We start from the raw sequence: 18853 nt of genomic DNA on the forward strand, positions 1-18853 counted from the left end.
CCCCTGGCGTCCCGGGGACACGTCGAACCCCTCAGGGGAGCTGGTCCGGGGCGGGTCCGGCCTGGCATCGTGGCCCGGTCCCCGTCCGCGGGCCCCGCCCGCGAGCGAGGTCCGCTCCCGCAGCCCTACGGCAGCGCGAGCATCCGCTCCAGCGCCAGCTTCGCGTACTTCTCCGTCTCGGCGTCGACCTGGATCCGGTTGACCAGCTTGCCCTCGGCCAGCGACTCCAGGGTCCACACCAGGTGCGGCAGGTCGATCCGGTTCATCGTCGAGCAGAAGCACACCGTCTTGTCGAGGAAGACGATCTCCTTGTCCTCGGCGGCGAAACGGTTCGCCAGCCGGCGCACCAGGTTCAGCTCCGTGCCGATCGCCCACTTCGAGCCGGCCGGAGCCGCCTCCAGCGCCTTGATGATGTACTCCGTCGAGCCCACCTGGTCCGCGGCCGCCACGACCTCGTGCTTGCACTCGGGGTGCACCAGCACGTTGACGCCCGGGATGCGCTCCCGCACGTCATTGACGGACTCCACCGAGAAGCGCCCGTGGACCGAGCAGTGCCCGCGCCACAGGATCATCTTCGCGTTCCGCAGCTCCTCGTCGCTCAGTCCGCCGTTCGGCTTGTGCGGGTTGTAGAGGACGCAGTCCTCCAGGCTCATGCCCATGTCCCGGACGGCCGTGTTGCGGCCCAGGTGCTGGTCCGGCAGGAAGAGCACCTTGTCGCCCTGCTCGAAGGCCCACTCCAGGGCCCGCTTCGCGTTGGACGAGGTGCAGATCGTGCCGCCGTGCCGGCCGGTGAAGGCCTTGATGTCGGCGGAGGAGTTCATGTACGAGACCGGCACGACCTGGCCGGCGACGCCCGCCTCCGTCAGCACGTCCCAGCACTCGGCGACCTGCTCGGCCGTGGCCATGTCGGCCATCGAGCACCCTGCCGCCAGGTCCGGCAGCACGACCTTCTGGTCGTCACCCGTGAGGATGTCCGCCGACTCGGCCATGAAGTGCACACCGCAGAAGACGATGTACTCGGCCCCGGGCCGCGCCGCCGCGTCCCGGGCGAGCTTGAAGGAGTCGCCGGTGACGTCCGCGAACTGGATGACCTCGTCGCGCTGGTAGTGGTGGCCGAGGACGAAGACCTTGTCCCCGAGCTTCTCCTTGGCGGCGCGGGCGCGCTCCACCAGGTCCGGGTCGGAGGGGGAGGGCAGGTCGCCGGGGCACTCGACGCCGCGCTCGCTCCGCGGGTCGGCCTCGCGGCCCAGCAGAAGCAGGGCGAGGGGCGTCGGCTGGACATCCAGGGGCTGGGCGGTGGTCACGACACGCACCCTTTCTTTTCTGCGAACGAGCCTTTTCGTCTAATTGACGTTATCTATCATAGCCGCTTCACGTCAGATTGACGATGCCGATCGTGTCGATGTGACGCATCCCCGGGTGGAGGCGGTGTGCGAGCATGAAGGGAACAGATACGCGCCTGGCCCGGAATGAATCCGCGGCCCCGATGGTTGGACCGTCGGCAAGCAGTCCGACAAACCCGGGAGAGAAGCAGATGTCCGTATCGGACGAGACCACCACCGTGAGCGACGGCATCCTCCTGTCCGACGCCGCCGCAGCCAAGGTCAAGGCCCTGCTGGAGCAGGAAGGCCGTGACGACCTCGCGCTGCGCGTCGCCGTACAGCCCGGAGGCTGCTCGGGCCTGCGGTACCAGCTCTTCTTCGACGAGCGCTCGCTCGACGGCGACGTCGTGAAGGACTTCGACGGCGTCAAGGTCGTCACCGACCGGATGAGCGCTCCGTACCTGGGCGGCGCCTCCGTCGACTTCGTGGACACCATCGAGAAGCAGGGCTTCACGATCGACAACCCGAACGCCACGGGCTCGTGCGCCTGCGGTGACTCCTTCAGCTGAGCCCACCCGCACGCCGACGGCGGCGCTCCCGGCATTCAGTGCCGGGAGCGCCGCCGTCGCCGTGTGTGCGGCAGGCCGGGCGCGGGGTCCGTCAGCCGCGCGGCACCGCGGCGCCCGACGTCCCGTCGACCACCGCGCGCCCGTCCAGCGGTGCGTCCAGCGTCACCGTCCGGGTCTGCGTCTCGGCGATCATGATGCAGACCTCCTCGGGGTCGGGCTTCGAGGCGGTGACCGTGACCCGGACCGTGCTGCCGCTCTCCGTGGCGTGCGCCGTGTACTCGCCGCACACACCGCCCCAGAAGGTCACCTCCAGCGTCCGCCCGTCGGCGCTGTATCCGATGAGACTCGCGCCCTCGCCCTGTGGATCCTGTGTGGGCTCCGGGGTCGGCCGGGTCTCTTCCTTCGCCAGGTGGTCCGGGTCGACCGCCACCCGGACGACGGTCTCCTGGGGCCCGCCGCCCTCCGGCCGCACGGAGAAGAGCCAGGACGGAACGAGCACCTGCTCGCCGTCCGAGCGCCGGGGGGCGAGGCCCAGTACCGCCTTCTCGACCGTCAGGGTGGTGGCAGGCCGCTTCCCGTCCGCCGATGCGCACCCGGTCCCCGGCGCGGTGAGGTCGCCCTCCAGCGGCACGGGGGCCGCGCAGCCGCCGATACCGCTCTTCGCGCCGTGCCGGTTCTCCGCGTTCAGCTGCCTCAGGGCGTCGTCGGCGCCGACCACCGGATAGCTGTGACTCTTGTGCAGGCCCTTCAGCTGCCCGCTGCCCCCGACGATCTCGCCCCCGGGGCCCACCTGGATGCCGGTCGACCAGCCGTACGTCGGCAGCCCGCCGACCACGGGGTCGGCGTCGACCACCCGTACGGAACCCATCAGCCCGCGCGCGTCGAGCGCCGCGTCCTCCTGTCCCACGGCCTCGAGGACCGGCGCCGCGGCGGCCTCGGCGGCCTTCTCCCCGACCGGGGACCCGGACTCCGTGGAGCGGCCCGGCTTGTCGCAGGCCGCGACGGAGGCGCAGTCGTCCGTGCCGCCGGAGGCGTACCGCGCGAAGGTCCATGAGCCGGGCGCCTGCTCGGTCACCCTCAGAAGGGGCCCGGAGCCGTCCCCGTCGCTGCCCACCTTCCAGGCCGTACCGTCCGTGTGCGGGGTGCCCCGCACCCCGAGTGCCTTCGCGAGCCGGGCGACCTCGGCCGCTGTCACCGTGCCCGAGGCCCGGTGGACGGCCGCCGTCCCGGGGCCGTCGGGCAGGTCGCCGGCGGCGCGGTAGACGACCCCGCTGCCATGCGGATCCGGCTCGCCCGGGGCGATGCCCTGCGGCGGCGCCGACGGGCTGTCCGCCGGGAGGTCCAGGGAGAGCAGGGGCGCCCTGGAGTCCGCCGGGGCGGAGCGGCCGGTGCCCGGGCCCGGATCGCCCGAAGCGGTCGTGGCCCAGTACGCGCCACCGCCCCCGGCCAGCAGTACGGCCGCCGCCACCGACGCCACGGCGTACGGCGACCGCCGCCGGGTGGCGGTCACGTCATTCTCGGGTCGCTCGGTGCTCACCGGATCGCTCCTTCACCTGCACAGCCGCCACCGGCTCATCGCCTGGCCCCCGGACGGGGACAACGGTGGGACGGAACGGGTGAGCGCCCGGTTCCACCGGGTGCGCGCGCGAGGGCCGCCGGGAAGCCTCCTGGGCCGGGGCTCAGTCCCCGTACTCGGCCGTGGCGTCGATCAGCCGCGCGGAGGAAGGCGGCACCGTGACGCCGTGGATCAGGGACGGTGCGACCGGCTTCGTGACACTCTTCGCGGGGACGACCCAGTGCGGAGCCATCCGCGCGCAGTCGCCGCGCAGCTCGGCCAGGCTCATCTCGGACTCACGCGGAGCGATGTTGTTCGACATATCCGCACCGTACGCACGGTAGGGCTCGGTGAGAAAGACCTACTATCGGGTAGTTTTCCCCTTTCGAGCCTCGCGGCTCGACCGGGTAGCGTGAACTGTCACGCCGTCCCGGAGGCCACGCCCAGGTGTTCCTCCGCCTTCCGCAGGAGCAGCTTCCCGTGCGCATTGCAGTCACCGGCTCCATCGCAACCGACCACCTGATGACCTTCCCCGGACGATTCGCCGACCAGCTGGTCGCGGATCAGCTGCACACGGTCTCGCTCTCCTTCCTGGTCGACAATCTGGACGTGCGGCGCGGCGGCGTCGGCGCCAACATCGCCTTCGGCATGGGCGTGCTCGGCACCCGGCCGATCCTGGTCGGTGCCGCCGGGGCCGACTTCGACGAGTACCGCGCCTGGCTCGACCGGCACGGCGTCGACACCGGCTCGGTACGGATCTCCGAGGTCCTGCACACGGCGCGCTTCGTCTGCACGACGGACTCGGACCACAACCAGATCGGGTCCTTCTACACGGGCGCGATGAGCGAGGCCCGGCTGATCGAGCTCAAGAGCGTCGCCGACCGCGTGGGCGGACTCGACCTCGTCTCGATCGGCGCCGACGACCCCGAGGCGATGCTCCGCCACACCGAGGAGTGCCGTTCGCGCGGCATCCCGTTCGCCGCGGACTTCTCGCAGCAGATCGCCCGGATGAACGGCGAGGAGATCCGGATCCTCCTCGACGGCGCCACCTACCTCTTCTCCAACGAGTACGAGAAGGGCCTCATCGAGTCCAAGACCGGCTGGAGCGACGAGGAGATCCTCTCCAAGGTCGGCCACCGCGTCACCACCCTCGGCGCCCGCGGGGTGCGCATCGAGCATGCCGGCCACGACCCGATCGAGGTCGGCTGCCCGGAGGAGGAGCAGAAGGCCGACCCGACCGGCGTCGGCGACGCCTTCCGGGCCGGTTTCCTCTCCGGCCTCGCCTGGGGCGTGGGCCTGGAGCGGGCCGCGCAGGTCGGCTGCATGCTCGCGACCCTGGTCATCGAGACGGTCGGCACCCAGGAGTACACGCTGCGCCGCACCCACTTCATGGACCGCTTCACCAAGGCCTACGGCGACGAGGCGGCGACCGAGGTGCGGGCGCACCTCTCCTGACGGGCGTTCACAGGAGCCGGCGGACCACGTAGGCCGAGCCTCGTTCCGCCGGCTCCTCTCCCACGTACTCCTGGGCGCGCATGTCGCACCAGGCGGGAATGTCGAGACGGGCGGCCTCGTCGTCGGCGAGCACCGTCACCGTCCCGCCCACGGGTACCCCTCCGATCACTTTTGCGAGTTCGATCACGGGGATCGGGCAGCGCTTGCCCAGTGCGTCGACGACCAGCGAGGCCTGCGGGGCGGGGGAGGGCGCGGCCGGCGCGGGTACGCCGAGCCTGTCCCGTACCTCCGCCACCACGGCCGGCAGCACCTCCAGGAAGCGGTCGACCTCGGCCCCGGTGGTCCCGGCCGGGAGCGACACGCGGATGTTCCCCTCGGTGAGCACACCCATCGCCCTGAGGACGTGGCTGGGCGTCAGGGTGCTGCTCGTGCAGGAAGAACCGGACGAAACGGAAAATCCTGCCCGATCCAGCTCATGGAGCAGGGTCTCCCCGTCGACATAGAGACAGGAGAAGGTGACCAGATGCGGCAGCCGCCGCACGGGATCGCCGACCACCTCCGCATCGGGCACCAGGGCGCCCACCGCCGCCCGGACGCGGTCCACCAGGGCGCGCAGTCGCACGGACTCCGCCGCCGCCTCGGCCCGCACGGCACGCAGCGAGGCCGCCGCCGCCACGATCGCCGGAATGTTCTGGAACCCGGCGGCGCGCCCGGACTCCCGCTCGTCGGCCGGGCCCTGCGGGGCGAAGCGGACCCCCTTGCGTACGGCGAGCAGACCGACACCCGCCGGCCCGCCCCACTTGTGGGCGCTCGCGGCCAGGAGCGACCAGCGGCCGGGGACCGGCCCCCAGCCCAGCGACTGAGCGGCGTCCACCAGGAGCGGCACGCCGGCCGCGGCGCAGGCCTCGGCGGTCTGCGCCACCGGCTGCTCGGTCCCCACCTCGTGGTTGGCGGACTGCAGGCAGGCCAGCGCGGTGTCCGCGCGCAGCGCCCTCCCGTACGCCGAGGGGTCCACCGCCCCGGACCGGTCCACCGGCACCTCGGTGTACGAGCCGCCGGCCGCCTCCAGCGCCTCGGCCGAGTGGAGCACCGACGAGTGTTCGACCGCGGAAACCACCAGATGGCGCCCGACACGCCGACGGCCGGAAAGAGCCCCGTCAATTGCCGAGTGCACCGCCCGGGTCCCCGAGGAAGTGAAGACCAGCTCGTCGGGGCGGCAGCCGACGGCCTCCGCCGTGGTCTCACGGGCGGCGTCCAGCAGCATTCCCGCCCGCCGTCCCTCGCGGTACAGCCTGGCCGGATCGGCCCAGCCCTCGTCCAGGGAGGCAAGCAGCGCCTGACGGGCGACGGGATGAAGGGGGGCGGATGAGGCGGCATCGAAGTAGGGCACACCGCCACGCTAGCTCTCCCCGGGGCGCCGGCCAGGGACGGACTGCCCCGAGGCCGGGGAGAGGGGGCGTCAGATGGCGGCCGGAGGGCCGGATTCCACCCCTTCGGGGTGCCGGGCGGCGCGTTGGGCACCCTCCCCGCGCGACCCCAAATAGCGTCCAGTAGGGTTTGGTCCGCATAAACATCCAAACCCCTGCCCGCGTCAGGGCCGGCGACCGACCAAGCGAGACGGCCGCGCCGACCGTGCGGGCGAGACTCTCGGGAAGGCGCTACGTGAGTCCCAACGGCTCCGACCGCTCGTCGCGGCGCCCGATGCGGCGGAAGCTGCCGCAGGTGCTGACTGCGGGCCTGGTCCTGGCGACGGCCTCCGGTTGTTCATACAACTGGGAGGATTTCCCCCGCCTCGGAATGCCCACCCCGGTAACGGAAGAGGCCCCTCGGATCCTCTCCCTCTGGCAGGGCTCGTGGGCGGCAGCGCTCGCCACGGGTGTCCTTGTCTGGGGGCTGATCCTCTGGAGCGTCATCTTCCACCGGCGTAGCAGGACCAAGGTGGAGGTACCTCAGCAGACCAGGTACAACATGCCCATTGAGGCGCTGTACACAGTGGTCCCCCTCATCATCGTCTCGGTGCTCTTCTACTTCACCGCGCGCGACGAATCGAAGCTCCTCCAGCTCACTCCGAAGCCCGCCCACACGATCAACGTGGTCGGCTACCAGTGGAGCTGGGGCTTCAACTACATCGAGAAGGTGGAGGGCCAGCCCTCCACCGGCAGCGAGGTCCCGAAGGAACTCGACGCCATCCCCGACAAGTACCGCAAGGACTTCCCCGAGGGCGCCGGCGGCGTCTACGACGTGGGCATCCCCGGTACGCGTAACCCGCAGAACGGCAACCCGGGCCCGACCCTGTGGCTGCCGAAGGGCGAGAAGGTCCGCTTCGTCCTGACTTCGCGTGACGTCATCCACTCCTTCTGGGTGGTGCCGTTCCTCATGAAGCAGGACGTCATTCCGGGCCACACCAACTCCTTCGAGGTCACGCCGAAGAAGGAGGGCACGTACAGGGGTAAGTGCGCCGAGCTCTGCGGCGTCGACCACTCCCGGATGCTCTTCAACGTCAAGATCGTTTCTCCCGAGCGTTACCAGCAGCACCTCAAGGAGCTGGCGGAGAAGGGTCAGACGGGCTACGTGCCGGCAGGCATCGAGCAGACGGACCCGGCCAGGAATGCGGAGACGAACAAACTGTGAGCATCCTCAATGAATCCCAGGGTGCCGCGGCAGCAGACGACTCGTTCGAGGACGAGCTGCCGGTGCGGCGCAAGCAGCCGGGGAGTGTCGTAGTCAAGTGGATGACCACCACTGACCACAAGACGATCGGCACGATGTACCTGGTCACGTCGTTCGCGTTCTTCTGCATCGGTGGGCTTCTGGCGCTCTTCATGCGCGCAGAGCTGGCCCGTCCGGGTACGCAGATCATGTCGAACGAGCAGTTCAACCAGGCGTTCACGATGCACGGCACGATCATGCTGCTGATGTTCGCGACGCCCCTGTTCGCCGGCTTCGCGAACTGGATCATGCCGCTGCAGATCGGCGCGCCCGACGTGGCGTTCCCGCGGCTGAACATGTTCGCCTACTGGCTGTACCTCTTCGGCTCGATCATCGCCGTGGCCGGTTTCCTCACCCCGCAGGGTGCGGCCGACTTCGGATGGTTCGCCTACTCCCCGCTGTCGGACGCGGTCCGCTCGCCGGGTGTCGGTGCCGACATGTGGATCATGGGTCTGGCCTTCTCGGGCTTCGGCACGATCCTCGGCTCGGTCAACTTCATCACCACGATCATCTGCATGCGTGCCCCCGGCATGACGATGTTCCGTATGCCGATCTTCACCTGGAACGTCCTGCTGACCGGTGTGCTGGTCCTGCTGGCCTTCCCCGTGCTGGCCGCCGCGCTCTTCGCGCTGGAGGTCGACCGTAAATTCGGCGCACATATCTTCGATGCGGCCAATGGCGGCGCATTGCTCTGGCAACACCTCTTCTGGTTCTTCGGCCATCCAGAGGTGTACATCATCGCTCTACCGTTCTTCGGAATCATTTCCGAGATCATCCCGGTGTTCAGCCGCAAGCCGATGTTCGGTTATGTCGGTCTGATCAGCGCGACGATCGCCATCGCCGGCCTTTCCGTGACGGTGTGGGCGCACCACATGTACGTCACGGGCGGTGTGCTGTTGCCGTTCTTCTCGTTCATGACCTTCCTGATCGCGGTACCGACCGGTGTGAAGTTCTTCAACTGGATCGGCACGATGTGGAAGGGGTCGTTGTCCTTCGAGACACCGATGCTCTGGTCGGTCGGCTTCCTGATCACCTTCGCCTTCGGTGGTCTGACCGGCGTGATCCTGGCCTCGCCGCCGCTGGACTTCCACATCTCCGACTCGTACTTCGTCGTCGCGCACTTCCACTACGTCGTCTTCGGCACCGTGGTCTTCGCGATGTTCGCCGGATTCCACTTCTGGTGGCCGAAGTTCACCGGCAAGATGCTGGACGAGCGCCTCGGAAAGATGACGTTCTGGACGCTGTTCGTCGGCTTCCACGGCACGTTCCTGGTGCAGCACTGGCTCGGAGCCGAGGGCATGCCGCGTCGTTACGCGGACTACCTCGCCGCCGACGGCTTCACCGCGCTGAACACCATCTCGACGATCTCCTCGTTCGTGCTCGGCCTGTCGATGCTGCCGTTCTTCTACAACATCTGGAAGACGGCCAAGTACGGCAAGAAGGTCGAGGTCGACGACCCGTGGGGCTACGGCCGTTCGCTCGAATGGGCCACGTCCTGCCCGCCGCCGCGGCACAACTTCCTCAGCCTGCCGCGGATCCGTTCCGAATCCCCGGCGTTCGACCTGCACCACCCGGAGATCGCGGCGCTGGAGCAGCTGGATCACCTCTCCGACGGTGACAAGGTCCTCGTCGGCGGCAAGGAGGCCGGCAAGTGAAGATCCAAGGCAAGCTCTTCGTCTGGCTGAGTGTCTTCCTGCTGGCCATGGCCATCACGTACGGCCTGTGGTCCAAGGAGCCGGTGGGCACCACCGCGCTCGTGCTGTCCTTCGGCCTGGCCATCATGATCGGCTTCTACCTGTCCTTCACGGCCAACAGGGTCGACGCGATGGCGCAGGACAACAAGGAGGCCGACGTCGCGGACGAGGCCGGCGATGTGGGCTTCTTCTCCCCGCACAGCTGGCAGCCGCTCTCCCTGGCGATCGGTGGCGCCTTCCTCTTCCTGGGGGTCGTCTTCGGCTGGTGGCTGGCCTACTTCGCGGCCCCGCTGCTCCTGATCGGCCTCTTCGGCTGGGTCTTCGAGTACTACCGCGGTGAGAACCGCACCCAGTGAGACCCGCCGTCCACGGACGGCCGCATCACCCTCACGGGGGCCCTGCCCACTCGGCGACGAGCGGGCAGGGCCCCCGTTTGCAGTCATTGAACGCGCTGGATCGGATGAATCTTCTTAGCGTGGGTTCATGAACCACACGCCGCGCATCCGCCCCGTAGTGAGCTGCACCCTGCTGGTCGTGAGCCTCGTCGCAGGTGCGACCGCCTGTGGCGAGCCCGATGGCCATCCGCTGTCGCTGAAGCCGTACGACGCGGCCGGCACGCTGGCCTTCAACGGTCCCCGCAAGGGTGCGAAAGCAGACCCCGACAAGCCGATAGAAGTCACCGCCAGGGATGACGACGTCACGATCACGGACGTGACGGCCGTCGACACGGAGGGCCGCCACCTGGCGGGTGAACTCGATGCCGACGGGAAGCGGTGGCACTCCACCACCTCCCTGGCGGCCGGTACCCGGTACACCGTCAAGGTCACGACGGAGAACGACGACGGGGCTCCCGGCAGCCGTACGTACGCCTTCGGCACGACCTCGGCGAAGAAGTTCCTGAAGGTCGCCTTCGGCCCGCAGGCGGGCACGTACGGCGTCGGGCAGCCCATCACGGCGGAACTCAGCGCTCCGGTCACGGACCGGGCCGCCAGGGCCACCGTGGAGCGCGGGCTGCAGGTCCGCTCCACGCCCGCGGTCACCGGCTCGTGGTACTGGGTCGACGACAAGACCCTGCACTACCGCCCCCAGGAGTACTGGCCCGCCGACGCGACCATCGACGTACGCAGCAACCTCAAGGGCATCAAGGTCACCAACGCCCTCTACGGTGGCGTCGCGAAATCCCTGAAGCTCACGACCGGAGACCGCATAGAAGCCGTCACCGACGCCTCCGAGCACTCGATGACCGTGCTCCGCAACGGAGAAGTGATCAACACCATCCCGGTCACCACCGGCAAACCCGGCTTCGACACGCGCAACGGCGTCAAGGTCGTGCTGGCGAAGGAGCAGTTCGTACGTATGCGCGGGGAGACCGTGGGCATCGCCTCCGGCTCCTCGGAGTCCTACGACCTGCCGGTCTACTGGGCGACACGGGTCACCTGGAGCGGCGAGTACGTCCACGCGGCGCCCTGGTCCACGGGCTCGCAGGGCAGCGCCAACGTCAGCCACGGCTGCACCGGCATGAGCAACGCCGACGCCCAATGGTTCTTCGAGACCGTCCGCGAGGGTGACATCGTCAAGGTCGTCGGCAGCGCGGGCGAGACGATGACCCCGTTCGACAACGGCTTCGGCGACTGGAACCTGGGCTGGGACGCCTGGCAGAAGGGCAGCGCGCTGCGGAGCGGCACGCCGGACGCGGGCACGAACGTCCGGACGGCGCGGCTGAGCCCCCAGGTCTGATCCGGCCGGGGAGTGCTGCGCCGCGCGACCGGAGGCCGCCCGCGCCCGCGGGGACCGTCAGGCCTGTACGGCCGGGCTGCGGCGCAGCAGACCCGCCAGGGCGTCCGCGAAGCCGACCGGGTCCACCGGATGGGTCACGGCGGCGTCCGCGCGGCTCCACGTGGCCAGCCAGGCGTCCTGCGGGCGTCCGATCAGCAGCAGCACGGGCGGGCAGTCGAAGATCTCGTCCTTGATCTGCCGGCAGACGCCCATGCCGCCCGCGGGAGCCGTCTCCCCGTCCAGGACGCAGACGTCCACACCACCGCGGTCCAGCGCGCTCAGGACGGCCGGCAGCGTGGCGCACTCGAGGAACTCCACCTGCGGCACGTCCGCCGCAGGCCTGCGACCGGCTGCCAGCCGCACCTGCTCACGGGTGTTGGCGTCGTCGCTGTAGACCAGGACCGTGGCGGTCGGCTGCATTGTTCCTCCGTGACATCTGTGTCTTCGGGGCTCTCGGGGCATGAACCGATGGGCGGATCGTACTCCGGCGGACAGCGTGTCAGCACCGGTAATGACAGCGATTCACTGGGCCGTTCGATGAGGACACACGCCACTGACACACCGAACGGCACCCCCCGGAGTGAGGGCGGGATAAGCGACCGACATAATGTCGGTCGTGGCGACAGCAACGACAGTAGAAACCGGGCACGCGCACCCGTCGGTCAATCGACCGAACCTCACCAGCGTCGGAACCATCATCTGGTTGAGTTCCGAGCTGATGTTCTTCGCGGCCCTCTTCGCGATGTACTTCACCCTGCGATCGGTGATGGGACCCGATCACTGGAAGGAGATGGCCCACCATCTGAACTTCCCGTTCTCGGCGACGAACACCACGATCCTGGTGCTTTCCTCTCTCACCTGCCAGCTCGGCGTCTTCGCCGCGGAGCGGGGCGATGTGAAGAAGCTCCGCACCTGGTTCATGATCACGTTCGTGATGGGTGCGATCTTCATCGGAGGCCAGGTCCTCGAGTACACCGAGCTGGTCAAGGAGGCGGGTCTCTCCCTGTCCTCCGACCCGTACGGCTCGGTGTTCTACCTGACGACCGGCTTCCACGGTCTGCATGTGACAGGCGGCCTCATCGCCTTCCTGCTCGTCCTGGGCAGGACATACGCGGCCTCGAGATTCACCCACGAACAGGCCACAGCGGCCATCGTCGTGTCCTACTACTGGCACTTCGTCGATGTCGTCTGGATCGGTCTGTTCGCCACGATCTACATGATCAAGTAACCGGGTTCGCACCCGCCCACCATCGACGCAGAAGATCCTGACACCGGGGTAATCCGTGAAAAAGCTCTCCGCACGACGACGCCATCCGCTGGCGGCGGTCGTCGTACTACTCCTCGCGCTGGCGGCTACCGGGGGGCTGTACGCCGCGTTCGCACCTGCGGGTAAGGCGCAGGCCGACGAAACCGCCCAGTCCCTCGCCATCGACGAGGGCAAGAAGCTCTACTCCGTGGGCTGCGCCAGCTGCCACGGATCCGGCGGTCAGGGCACCACCGACGGGCCGTCCCTCGTAGGCGTCGGCTCCGCCGCCGTCGACTTCCAGGTCGGAACCGGACGTATGCCGGCTCAGCAGCCGGGCGCCCAGGTGCCGAAGAAGAAGGTCATCTACTCCCAGGCCGAGATCGACCAGCTCGCGGCGTACGTCTCGTCGCTCGGCGCCGGTCCGATCACGCCGACCGAGAGCCAGGTCGACCCCGCGGGAGCGGACGTCGCCAAGGGCGGTGACCTGTTCCGCACCAACTGCGCGCAGTGCCACAACTTCACCGGCGAGGGCGGCGCGCTGACCCACGGCAAGTACGCCCCCGACCTCGACGGCGTGAGCACGAAGCACATCTACGAGGCCATGCAGACCGGCCCGCAGAGCATGCCCTCCTTCCCGGACAGCACCATGCCGGAGCAGGAGAAGAAAGACATCATCGCGTACATCAAGACCGTGAACGGTGACGACTCCGTGAGCCCCGGCGGGCTCTCGCTCGGTGGCCTCGGTCCCGTCAGCGAGGGTCTCTTCGGCTGGATCTTCGGGCTGGGCGGACTGATCGCCGTCGCCGTCTGGGTCGCGGCCCACACCGCTAAGGCCAAGAAGTCATGAGTAGCCAAGAGATTTCAGAAGAGGGCCTGCCCGCAGAGCAGGACACCGCGCACGGCGCGGTAGCGGTCGCGGACGATCCGTTCGCCGACCCGGGGCTGCCGGCCCACAGGCCGCGCATCCAGGACATCGACGAACGGGCTGCCAAGCGCTCCGAGCGCGCCGTCGCCCTCATGTTCACGCTGTCCATGCTGGCGACGGTCGGCTTCATCGCCTCCTACGTCATCTTCCCGGTCGACAGGATCGTCTACATCTGGCCGTTCGGCCACATCAGCGCGCTCAACTTCTCGCTGGGTCTGACCCTGGGGCTGGCGCTGTTCCTCATCGGCGCGGGCGCCGTCCACTGGGCGCGCACCCTGATGTCCGACGTGGAGGTCGCCGACGACCGGCACGCCATCGAGGCGACGCCGGAGGTCAAGGCGAAGGTCCTCGCGGACTTCGCGGACGGTGCCCGGGAGTCCGCGATCGGACGGCGCAAGCTGATCCGCAACACCATGTTCGGCGCGCTGGCCCTGGTGCCGCTCTCCGGTGTGGTGCTGCTGCGCGACCTCGGTCCGCTGCCGGAGAAGAAGCTCCGCAAGACCATGTGGGCCAAGGGCAAGCAGCTCGTCAACATGAACACCATGGAGCCGCTGCGTCCCGAGGACGTCGTCGTCGGTTCGCTGACCTTCGCCATGCCCGAGGGCCTGGAGGAGGACGCGCACGACTTCCAGACGCAGATCGCCAAGGCCGCTCTGATGATCGTCCGCATCGAGCCGGACGACATCAAGAACAAGCGGCAGCGTGAGTGGGCCCACGAGGGAATCGTGGCCTTCTCCAAGATCTGCACCCACGTCGGCTGTCCCATCAGCCTCTACGAGCAGCAGACACACCACGTCCTCTGCCCGTGCCACCAGTCCACCTTCGACCTCTCCGACGGCGCCCGCGTCATCTTCGGCCCGGCCGGTCACCCCCTTCCGCAGCTGCGGATCGGTGTGAACAGCGAGGGCAACCTCGAGGCGCTCGGCGACTTCGCAGAGCCCGTCGGTCCTGCCTTCTGGGAGCGCGGATGAGTACTGTGACAGACACGAAGCGCAAGGCACCCGCCGGTGAGCGGGTGGCCGACTGGGCGGACGGCCGACTGGGCATCTACGGCCTGGCCAAGTCCAACATGCGCAAGATCTTCCCGGACCACTGGTCCTTCATGCTGGGTGAGATCTGCCTCTACAGCTTCATCATCATCATCCTCACGGGTGTGTATCTGACGCTGTTCTTCCACCCCAGCATGAACGAGGTCGTGTACCACGGCTCGTACGAGCCGATGCAGGGCATCCGGATGTCCGAGGCCTACGCCTCGACGCTGGACATCAGCTTCGACGTCCGCGGTGGTCTGCTGGTCCGGCAGATCCACCACTGGGCAGCGGTGATCTTCCTCGCCGGCATGTTCGTGCACATGTTCCGGGTGTTCTTCACCGGCGCGTACCGCAAGCCGCGTGAGATCAACTGGCTGTTCGGCTTCCTGCTGTTCGTCCTCGGCATGTTCACCGGGTTCACCGGCTACTCCCTCCCGGACGACCTGCTCTCCGGTACGGGTGTGCGCTTCACCCAGGGCGCCATCCTGTCGATGCCGATCGTCGGTACGTACATCTCGATGTTCCTGTTCGGCGGGGAGTTCCCCGGGACCGACATCATCGCGAGGTTCTACTCGATCCACATCCTGCTGCTGCCGGGCATCATGCTCGGGCTCGTGGTCGGCCACCTCATCCTGGTCTTCTTCCACAAGCACACGCAGTTCGCCGGACCGGGCAAGACGAACAAGAACGTCGTCGGCATGCCCCTGCTGCCGGTGTACATGGCCAAGGCCGGCGGGTTCTTCTTCCTGGTCTTCGGTTTCATCTCGATCATCGCGGCCATCGCCTCGATCAACCCGATCTGGGCGCTCGGCCCCTACCGTCCCGACCAGGTGTCCACGGGCGCCCAGCCGGACTGGTACATGGGATTCGCCGAAGGCTTCGTCCGGGTCATGCCCGGCTGGGAGATCAACCTCTGGGGCCACACGCTGGTCCTGGGCGTACTCATCCCGCTGGTCCTGTTCGGCGTGATCCTCGCCGCGCTGGCGCTCTACCCGTTCATCGAGTCCTGGATCACCGGGGACAAGCGCGAGCACCACATCCTGGACAAGCCGCGCAACGCCCCGACGCGTACGGCGCTCGGTGTCGCCTGGGTGACGATCTACTTCGTCATGCTGATCGGCGGCGGCAACGACATCTGGGCGACCCACTTCAGCCTGTCGCTCAACGCGATCAGCTGGTTCGTCCGGATCGCCTTCTTCGTCGGCCCGGTCCTGGCGTTCATCGCCACCCGGCGGATCTGCCTCGGCCTCCAGCGCCGGGACAAGGAGAAGGTGCTGCACGGGCGCGAGTCCGGCACCATCAAGCGCCTGCCGCACGGTGAGTTCGTGGAGATCCACGAGCCGCTCAGCCCGGGGCAGCTGCACACGCTCACGGCGCACGAGCAGTACAAGCCGCTCGAACTCGGCCCGACGGTCGACGCGAACGGCGTCGAGCGCAAGCCGTCGGCCCTGCAGAAGCTGCGGGCCAGGCTCAGCAGGAGCTACTACGGCGAGGGCAACCAGATCGCCAAGCCCACCGCCGAGGAGTACAAGGAGATCACCAGCGGCCACGGCCACCACTGATCGACCCAGCTGAACGCCACAGCGGGAGCCCCGTCCATCCGATGGACGGGGCTCTTCGCCGTCCCGGGGGCTGGATAGGGTGGAGGCATCATCCCTATCGGCTGTGGACCCAGGAGCGGACCATGAACGTTGTGACCCCGGACGGCGGCGACAGCGTGGCGGCCCGTACCTGGCCCGGCGTGCTGACCCCCCTCCTGCGCGGCGAGGACCTGACCACCGAGGACACCGCGTGGGCCATGGACCGCATCATGAGCGGCGAGGCCACCGACGTACAGATCGCCGGCTTCGCGGTCGCGCTGCGCGCCAAGGGGGAGACCGTCCAGGAGGTCACCGGCCTCGTGCGCGCGATGTACGAGCACGCCCACACCGTCCACGTGCCCGGCCGCACCGTCGACATCGTGGGTACGGGCGGCGACATGGCCAAGACGGTGAACATCTCCACCATGTCGGCGATCGTCGTCGCCGGGACCGGCGCCAAGGTCGTCAAGCACGGCAACCGCGCCTCGTCCTCGGCCAGCGGTGCCTCCGACGTCCTGGAGAAGCTCGGCGTCAACCTCGAACTCACCCCGCAGCGCGTCGTCGAGGTCGCCGAGGAAGCGGGCATCACCTTCTGCTTCGCCGTGAAGTTCCACCCCGCCCTGCGCCACGCGGCGCGGGCCCGCAAGGAGCTGGGCACGCAGACCACCTTCAACATCCTGGGCCCGCTCACCAATCCCGCCCAGGTGCGCTCCCAGGCCATCGGGGTCGCCGACGCGAGGATGGCGCCCATCGTCGCCGGTGTACTCGCCGAGCGGGGGAACTCCGCGCTCGTCTTCCGCGGCGACGACGGCCTGGACGAGCTGACGACGACGGCGACCTCGCGGGTCTGGATCGTGCGGGACGGCACCGTCCGCGAGGAGCCGTTCGACCCGCGCGACGTCGGCCTCGAACTGGTGCCCGTGGAGGCGCTGCGCGGCGCGGACGCCTCGTACAACGCAGACGTCGCCCGGCGGCTGCTGGACGGGGAGAGAGGGCCGGTGCGCGACGCCGTGCTGCTCAACTCGGCCGCCGCGCTCGTCGCGCTGGACCAGGGTGAGGGGACGCTCGTCGAACAGCTCGCCGCGGGGATCGCGCGGGCCGCCGAGTCGATCGACTCCGGCGCGGCCAAGCGTGCGCTGGAGCGATGGGTGACGGCGAGCCACGCCTGAAGCGGCACCGTGTGAGGCGGGGCGCAGTCCGGATCGCGGACTGCGCCCTTGCGCATGCGGGCAGGTATGGCAAGATGCTGCGCAGGTCATGAGTGACAGCGACTACGGCCCCGGCCCGCTGTCCGGCAACCCTCCGTCCGTGGCGGGGTGCCCCGGGTGAAGACCGGGCCGTAGGCAGCGAGGTCTGCGGCAAGCGCGGGCCCCTCGGCGTCCTTTGACGCCACCCCTTGGGGTCCTGGTCCCAGGGAGCCTCTTGTGAGCAAGCGAATGCGATAGGGCGCGACGCCCTCCTCCGCACACCCCTTTTCCTTCCTTCCCCGTGCTGCCGCGTACCCGCCGGCGCGAGGATGTCGCCTGCCTTTACGGGAGTTCGCCATGTCTGTCTCCACCGCTGCCGTCGACCAGTCCATTTGTGCCCCGCTGCCGGTTCTGGGTGCGGATGTCACCGTTCCGCTCGTGACGGGCGGGGACGTCACCTATGCCGCCCTGGACTACGCGGCGAGCGCACCGGCGCTCCAGCGGGTGTGGGACGACGTGGCGGCCTACGCCCCGTACTACGGCAGCGTGCACCGTGGTGCCGGCTACCTCTCCCAGCTCTCCACCGACCTCTTCGAGAGCAGCCGGGCCTCCGTCGCGGAGTTCCTCGGCTGCCGGGCGGACGACCAGGTGGTCTTCACCCGGTCCACCACCGACTCCCTCAACCTGCTGGCCGCCGTACTGCCCGCCGACTGCCAGGTGTTCGTGTTCGAGACCGAGCACCACGCCTCCCTGCTGCCCTGGCGGGACGCCCGGGTGACCTACCTCGACGCCCCGCGCACCCCGGCCCAGGCCGTCGCGACGCTGGAGCGTGCGCTGGCGGGCCGCGCCCCCTACGGGCCCGCACTGGTCTGTGTGACGGGCGCATCCAACGTCACCGGCGAGCTGTGGCCGGTGGAGGAGCTGGCTGCCGCCGCCCACGCCCACGGCGCACGGATCGTGCTCGACGCGGCGCAGCTGGCGCCCCACCACCCGGTGGACATCACCGAACTGGACGTCGACTGGGTCGCCTTCTCCGGACACAAGCTGTACGCGCCGTTCGGCTCGGGCGTGCTCGCGGGGCGGGCCGACTGGCTGCGGGACGCGGAGCCGTACCTCGCGGGCGGCGGAGCCTCCCGCAAGGTCGCCCGGCGCACCGACGGCGGGGTGGACGTGGAGTGGCACACCACCGCGGCGCGGCACGAGGCGGGATCGCCCAACGTCATCGGCGTCTACTCGATCGCCGCGGCCTGCAAGGCCCTGACGGAGGCCGGGTTCGACCGGCTGGTCGAGCGTGAGCAGCACCTGGTGGCCCGTGTCCTCGAGGGCCTGGCCGAGGTTCCCGAGGTGCGGGTGCTCTCGCTGTTCGGCGACGAGGCCCCCAGGGTCGGTGTGATCTCCTTCGTCGTCGAGGGCTGGAACAGCTCGCACTTCGCCGCCGCGCTCTCCGCGGAGTACGGCATCGGGGTGCGGGACGGCCTGTTCTGCGCGCACCCGCTCGTCCGTACCCTGCTGGGCGGCGAGGCGCAGGACCCGGGCGAGTGCGGCGCGCCGGACGCCGAGCCGGGGGAGAGGTCCCTCAACGCCATCCGGGTGAGCTTCGGGGCCGGTACCCCGGACGAGCACATCGAGCGTTTCCTGGGGGCCGTCCGTGAGCTCGTGCGCACGGGCGCCCGCTGGACCTACCGCACCGAGGACGGCCGCTGTGTCCCGGACCGGGGCGCGGCCCAGGTCTGACCGGAGCGGATGCGGCTCCGGCCGGGCACGTGAGGCGGTGCCCCGTGCCCGGCCGGAGCCGCACGCCGTC

The 18853-nt window shown here is 69.2% G+C and carries 17 protein-coding genes and 1 riboswitch; of the genes, 12 read left to right on the top strand and 5 right to left on the bottom strand.

What is annotated here, in order from left to right; all coding sequences use genetic code 11:
• Positions 1 to 125: 125 nt before the first annotated feature.
• Positions 126 to 1313, bottom strand: a complete 1188-nt coding sequence (nadA, locus tag QFZ58_RS26485) for a quinolinate synthase NadA (RefSeq protein ID WP_307127403.1) — start codon at positions 1311 to 1313, stop codon at positions 126 to 128.
• Positions 1314 to 1534: 221 nt separating this feature from the next.
• On the opposite strand from nadA, the gene QFZ58_RS26490 reads away from it, so the two are divergent.
• Entirely contained in the window at positions 1535 to 1891 is a 357-nt protein-coding gene (locus QFZ58_RS26490) for an iron-sulfur cluster assembly accessory protein (protein WP_018103583.1), read from the top strand.
• Between the two features lie 91 nt (positions 1892 to 1982).
• On the opposite strand, the gene QFZ58_RS26495 is transcribed toward QFZ58_RS26490, so the two are convergent.
• Both QFZ58_RS26495 and QFZ58_RS26500 read right to left on the bottom strand, forming a co-directional pair.
• Positions 1983 to 3428, bottom strand: a complete 1446-nt coding sequence (locus tag QFZ58_RS26495; RefSeq protein ID WP_307127404.1) for a hypothetical protein — start codon at positions 3426 to 3428, stop codon at positions 1983 to 1985.
• 142 nt (positions 3429 to 3570) lie between these two features.
• The gene (locus tag QFZ58_RS26500) at positions 3571 to 3768 is read right to left on the bottom strand and encodes a hypothetical protein (RefSeq protein WP_307127405.1); all 198 of its coding nucleotides are present in this window, start codon (positions 3766 to 3768) and stop codon (positions 3571 to 3573) included.
• A gap of 158 nt (positions 3769 to 3926) precedes the next feature.
• Here QFZ58_RS26500 and QFZ58_RS26505 point away from each other — a divergent pair, with 158 nt between their 5' ends.
• Complete coding sequence (locus tag QFZ58_RS26505) at positions 3927 to 4901, top strand: carbohydrate kinase family protein (RefSeq protein WP_307127406.1); 975 nt, start codon at positions 3927 to 3929, stop codon at positions 4899 to 4901.
• A 7-nt stretch (positions 4902 to 4908) separates the two neighbouring features.
• Here the strand turns inward: QFZ58_RS26505 and QFZ58_RS26510 are convergent, their stop codons facing one another.
• Positions 4909 to 6291, bottom strand: a complete 1383-nt coding sequence (locus QFZ58_RS26510) for a cysteine desulfurase/sulfurtransferase TusA family protein (protein ID WP_307127407.1) — start codon at positions 6289 to 6291, stop codon at positions 4909 to 4911.
• A 272-nt stretch (positions 6292 to 6563) separates the two neighbouring features.
• Here QFZ58_RS26510 and coxB point away from each other — a divergent pair, with 272 nt between their 5' ends.
• The 4 genes from coxB (at position 6564) to QFZ58_RS26530 (ending at position 11041) form a co-directional block, all read left to right on the top strand.
• On the top strand, positions 6564 to 7532 hold the full coding sequence (gene coxB, locus QFZ58_RS26515; protein ID WP_307127408.1) for a cytochrome c oxidase subunit II: 969 nt from the start codon (positions 6564 to 6566) through the stop codon (positions 7530 to 7532).
• On the top strand, positions 7529 to 9265 hold the full coding sequence (gene ctaD, locus QFZ58_RS26520; protein WP_307127409.1) for a cytochrome c oxidase subunit I: 1737 nt from the start codon (positions 7529 to 7531) through the stop codon (positions 9263 to 9265). The genes coxB and ctaD overlap by 4 nt, the downstream gene beginning before the upstream one ends.
• Positions 9262 to 9660, top strand: coding sequence for a cytochrome c oxidase subunit 4 (locus QFZ58_RS26525; protein WP_307127410.1), 399 nt, complete (start codon positions 9262 to 9264; stop codon positions 9658 to 9660). The genes ctaD and QFZ58_RS26525 overlap by 4 nt, the downstream gene beginning before the upstream one ends.
• A 127-nt stretch (positions 9661 to 9787) precedes the next feature.
• Positions 9788 to 11041: an Ig-like domain-containing protein gene (locus QFZ58_RS26530; RefSeq protein WP_307127411.1), complete on the top strand. Its 1254-nt coding sequence runs from the start codon at positions 9788 to 9790 to the stop codon at positions 11039 to 11041.
• Between the two features lie 57 nt (positions 11042 to 11098).
• On the opposite strand, the gene QFZ58_RS26535 is transcribed toward QFZ58_RS26530, so the two are convergent.
• Positions 11099 to 11500, bottom strand: a complete 402-nt coding sequence (locus QFZ58_RS26535; RefSeq protein WP_307127412.1) for a hypothetical protein — start codon at positions 11498 to 11500, stop codon at positions 11099 to 11101.
• A gap of 187 nt (positions 11501 to 11687) precedes the next feature.
• Here QFZ58_RS26535 and QFZ58_RS26540 point away from each other — a divergent pair, with 187 nt between their 5' ends.
• The 6 genes from QFZ58_RS26540 to QFZ58_RS26565 all read left to right on the top strand — a co-directional run bounded on the left by QFZ58_RS26540 (position 11688) and on the right by QFZ58_RS26565 (position 18783).
• The gene (locus QFZ58_RS26540) at positions 11688 to 12308 is read left to right on the top strand and encodes a heme-copper oxidase subunit III (RefSeq protein WP_307127413.1); all 621 of its coding nucleotides are present in this window, start codon (positions 11688 to 11690) and stop codon (positions 12306 to 12308) included.
• 55 nt (positions 12309 to 12363) lie between these two features.
• Positions 12364 to 13173: a c-type cytochrome gene (locus tag QFZ58_RS26545; protein ID WP_307127414.1), complete on the top strand. Its 810-nt coding sequence runs from the start codon at positions 12364 to 12366 to the stop codon at positions 13171 to 13173.
• Positions 13170 to 14222 (top strand): ubiquinol-cytochrome c reductase iron-sulfur subunit, encoded by a 1053-nt coding sequence (locus tag QFZ58_RS26550; protein ID WP_307127415.1) that lies wholly within the window; start codon positions 13170 to 13172, stop codon positions 14220 to 14222. The genes QFZ58_RS26545 and QFZ58_RS26550 overlap by 4 nt, the downstream gene beginning before the upstream one ends.
• A complete protein-coding gene (locus QFZ58_RS26555; RefSeq protein ID WP_307127416.1) occupies positions 14219 to 15844 on the top strand; it encodes a cytochrome bc complex cytochrome b subunit in 1626 nt (541 codons plus the stop codon). Before QFZ58_RS26550 ends, QFZ58_RS26555 begins: the two co-directional genes overlap by 4 nt.
• Before the next feature lie 122 nt (positions 15845 to 15966).
• Complete coding sequence (gene trpD / locus QFZ58_RS26560) at positions 15967 to 17031, top strand: anthranilate phosphoribosyltransferase (protein WP_307127417.1); 1065 nt, start codon at positions 15967 to 15969, stop codon at positions 17029 to 17031.
• An 84-nt stretch (positions 17032 to 17115) separates the two neighbouring features.
• Positions 17116 to 17233, top strand: a riboswitch (SAM riboswitch).
• A gap of 173 nt (positions 17234 to 17406) precedes the next feature.
• Positions 17407 to 18783 carry an aminotransferase class V-fold PLP-dependent enzyme gene (locus QFZ58_RS26565; RefSeq protein WP_307127418.1) on the top strand — a complete coding sequence of 459 codons (1377 nt, stop codon included), beginning with the start codon at positions 17407 to 17409 and terminating at the stop codon, positions 18781 to 18783.
• The last annotated feature ends 70 nt before the right edge of the window (positions 18784 to 18853 follow it).

It is taken from the genome of Streptomyces sp. B1I3 (genome assembly GCF_030816615.1).
Lineage (GTDB): Bacteria > Actinomycetota > Actinomycetes > Streptomycetales > Streptomycetaceae > Streptomyces.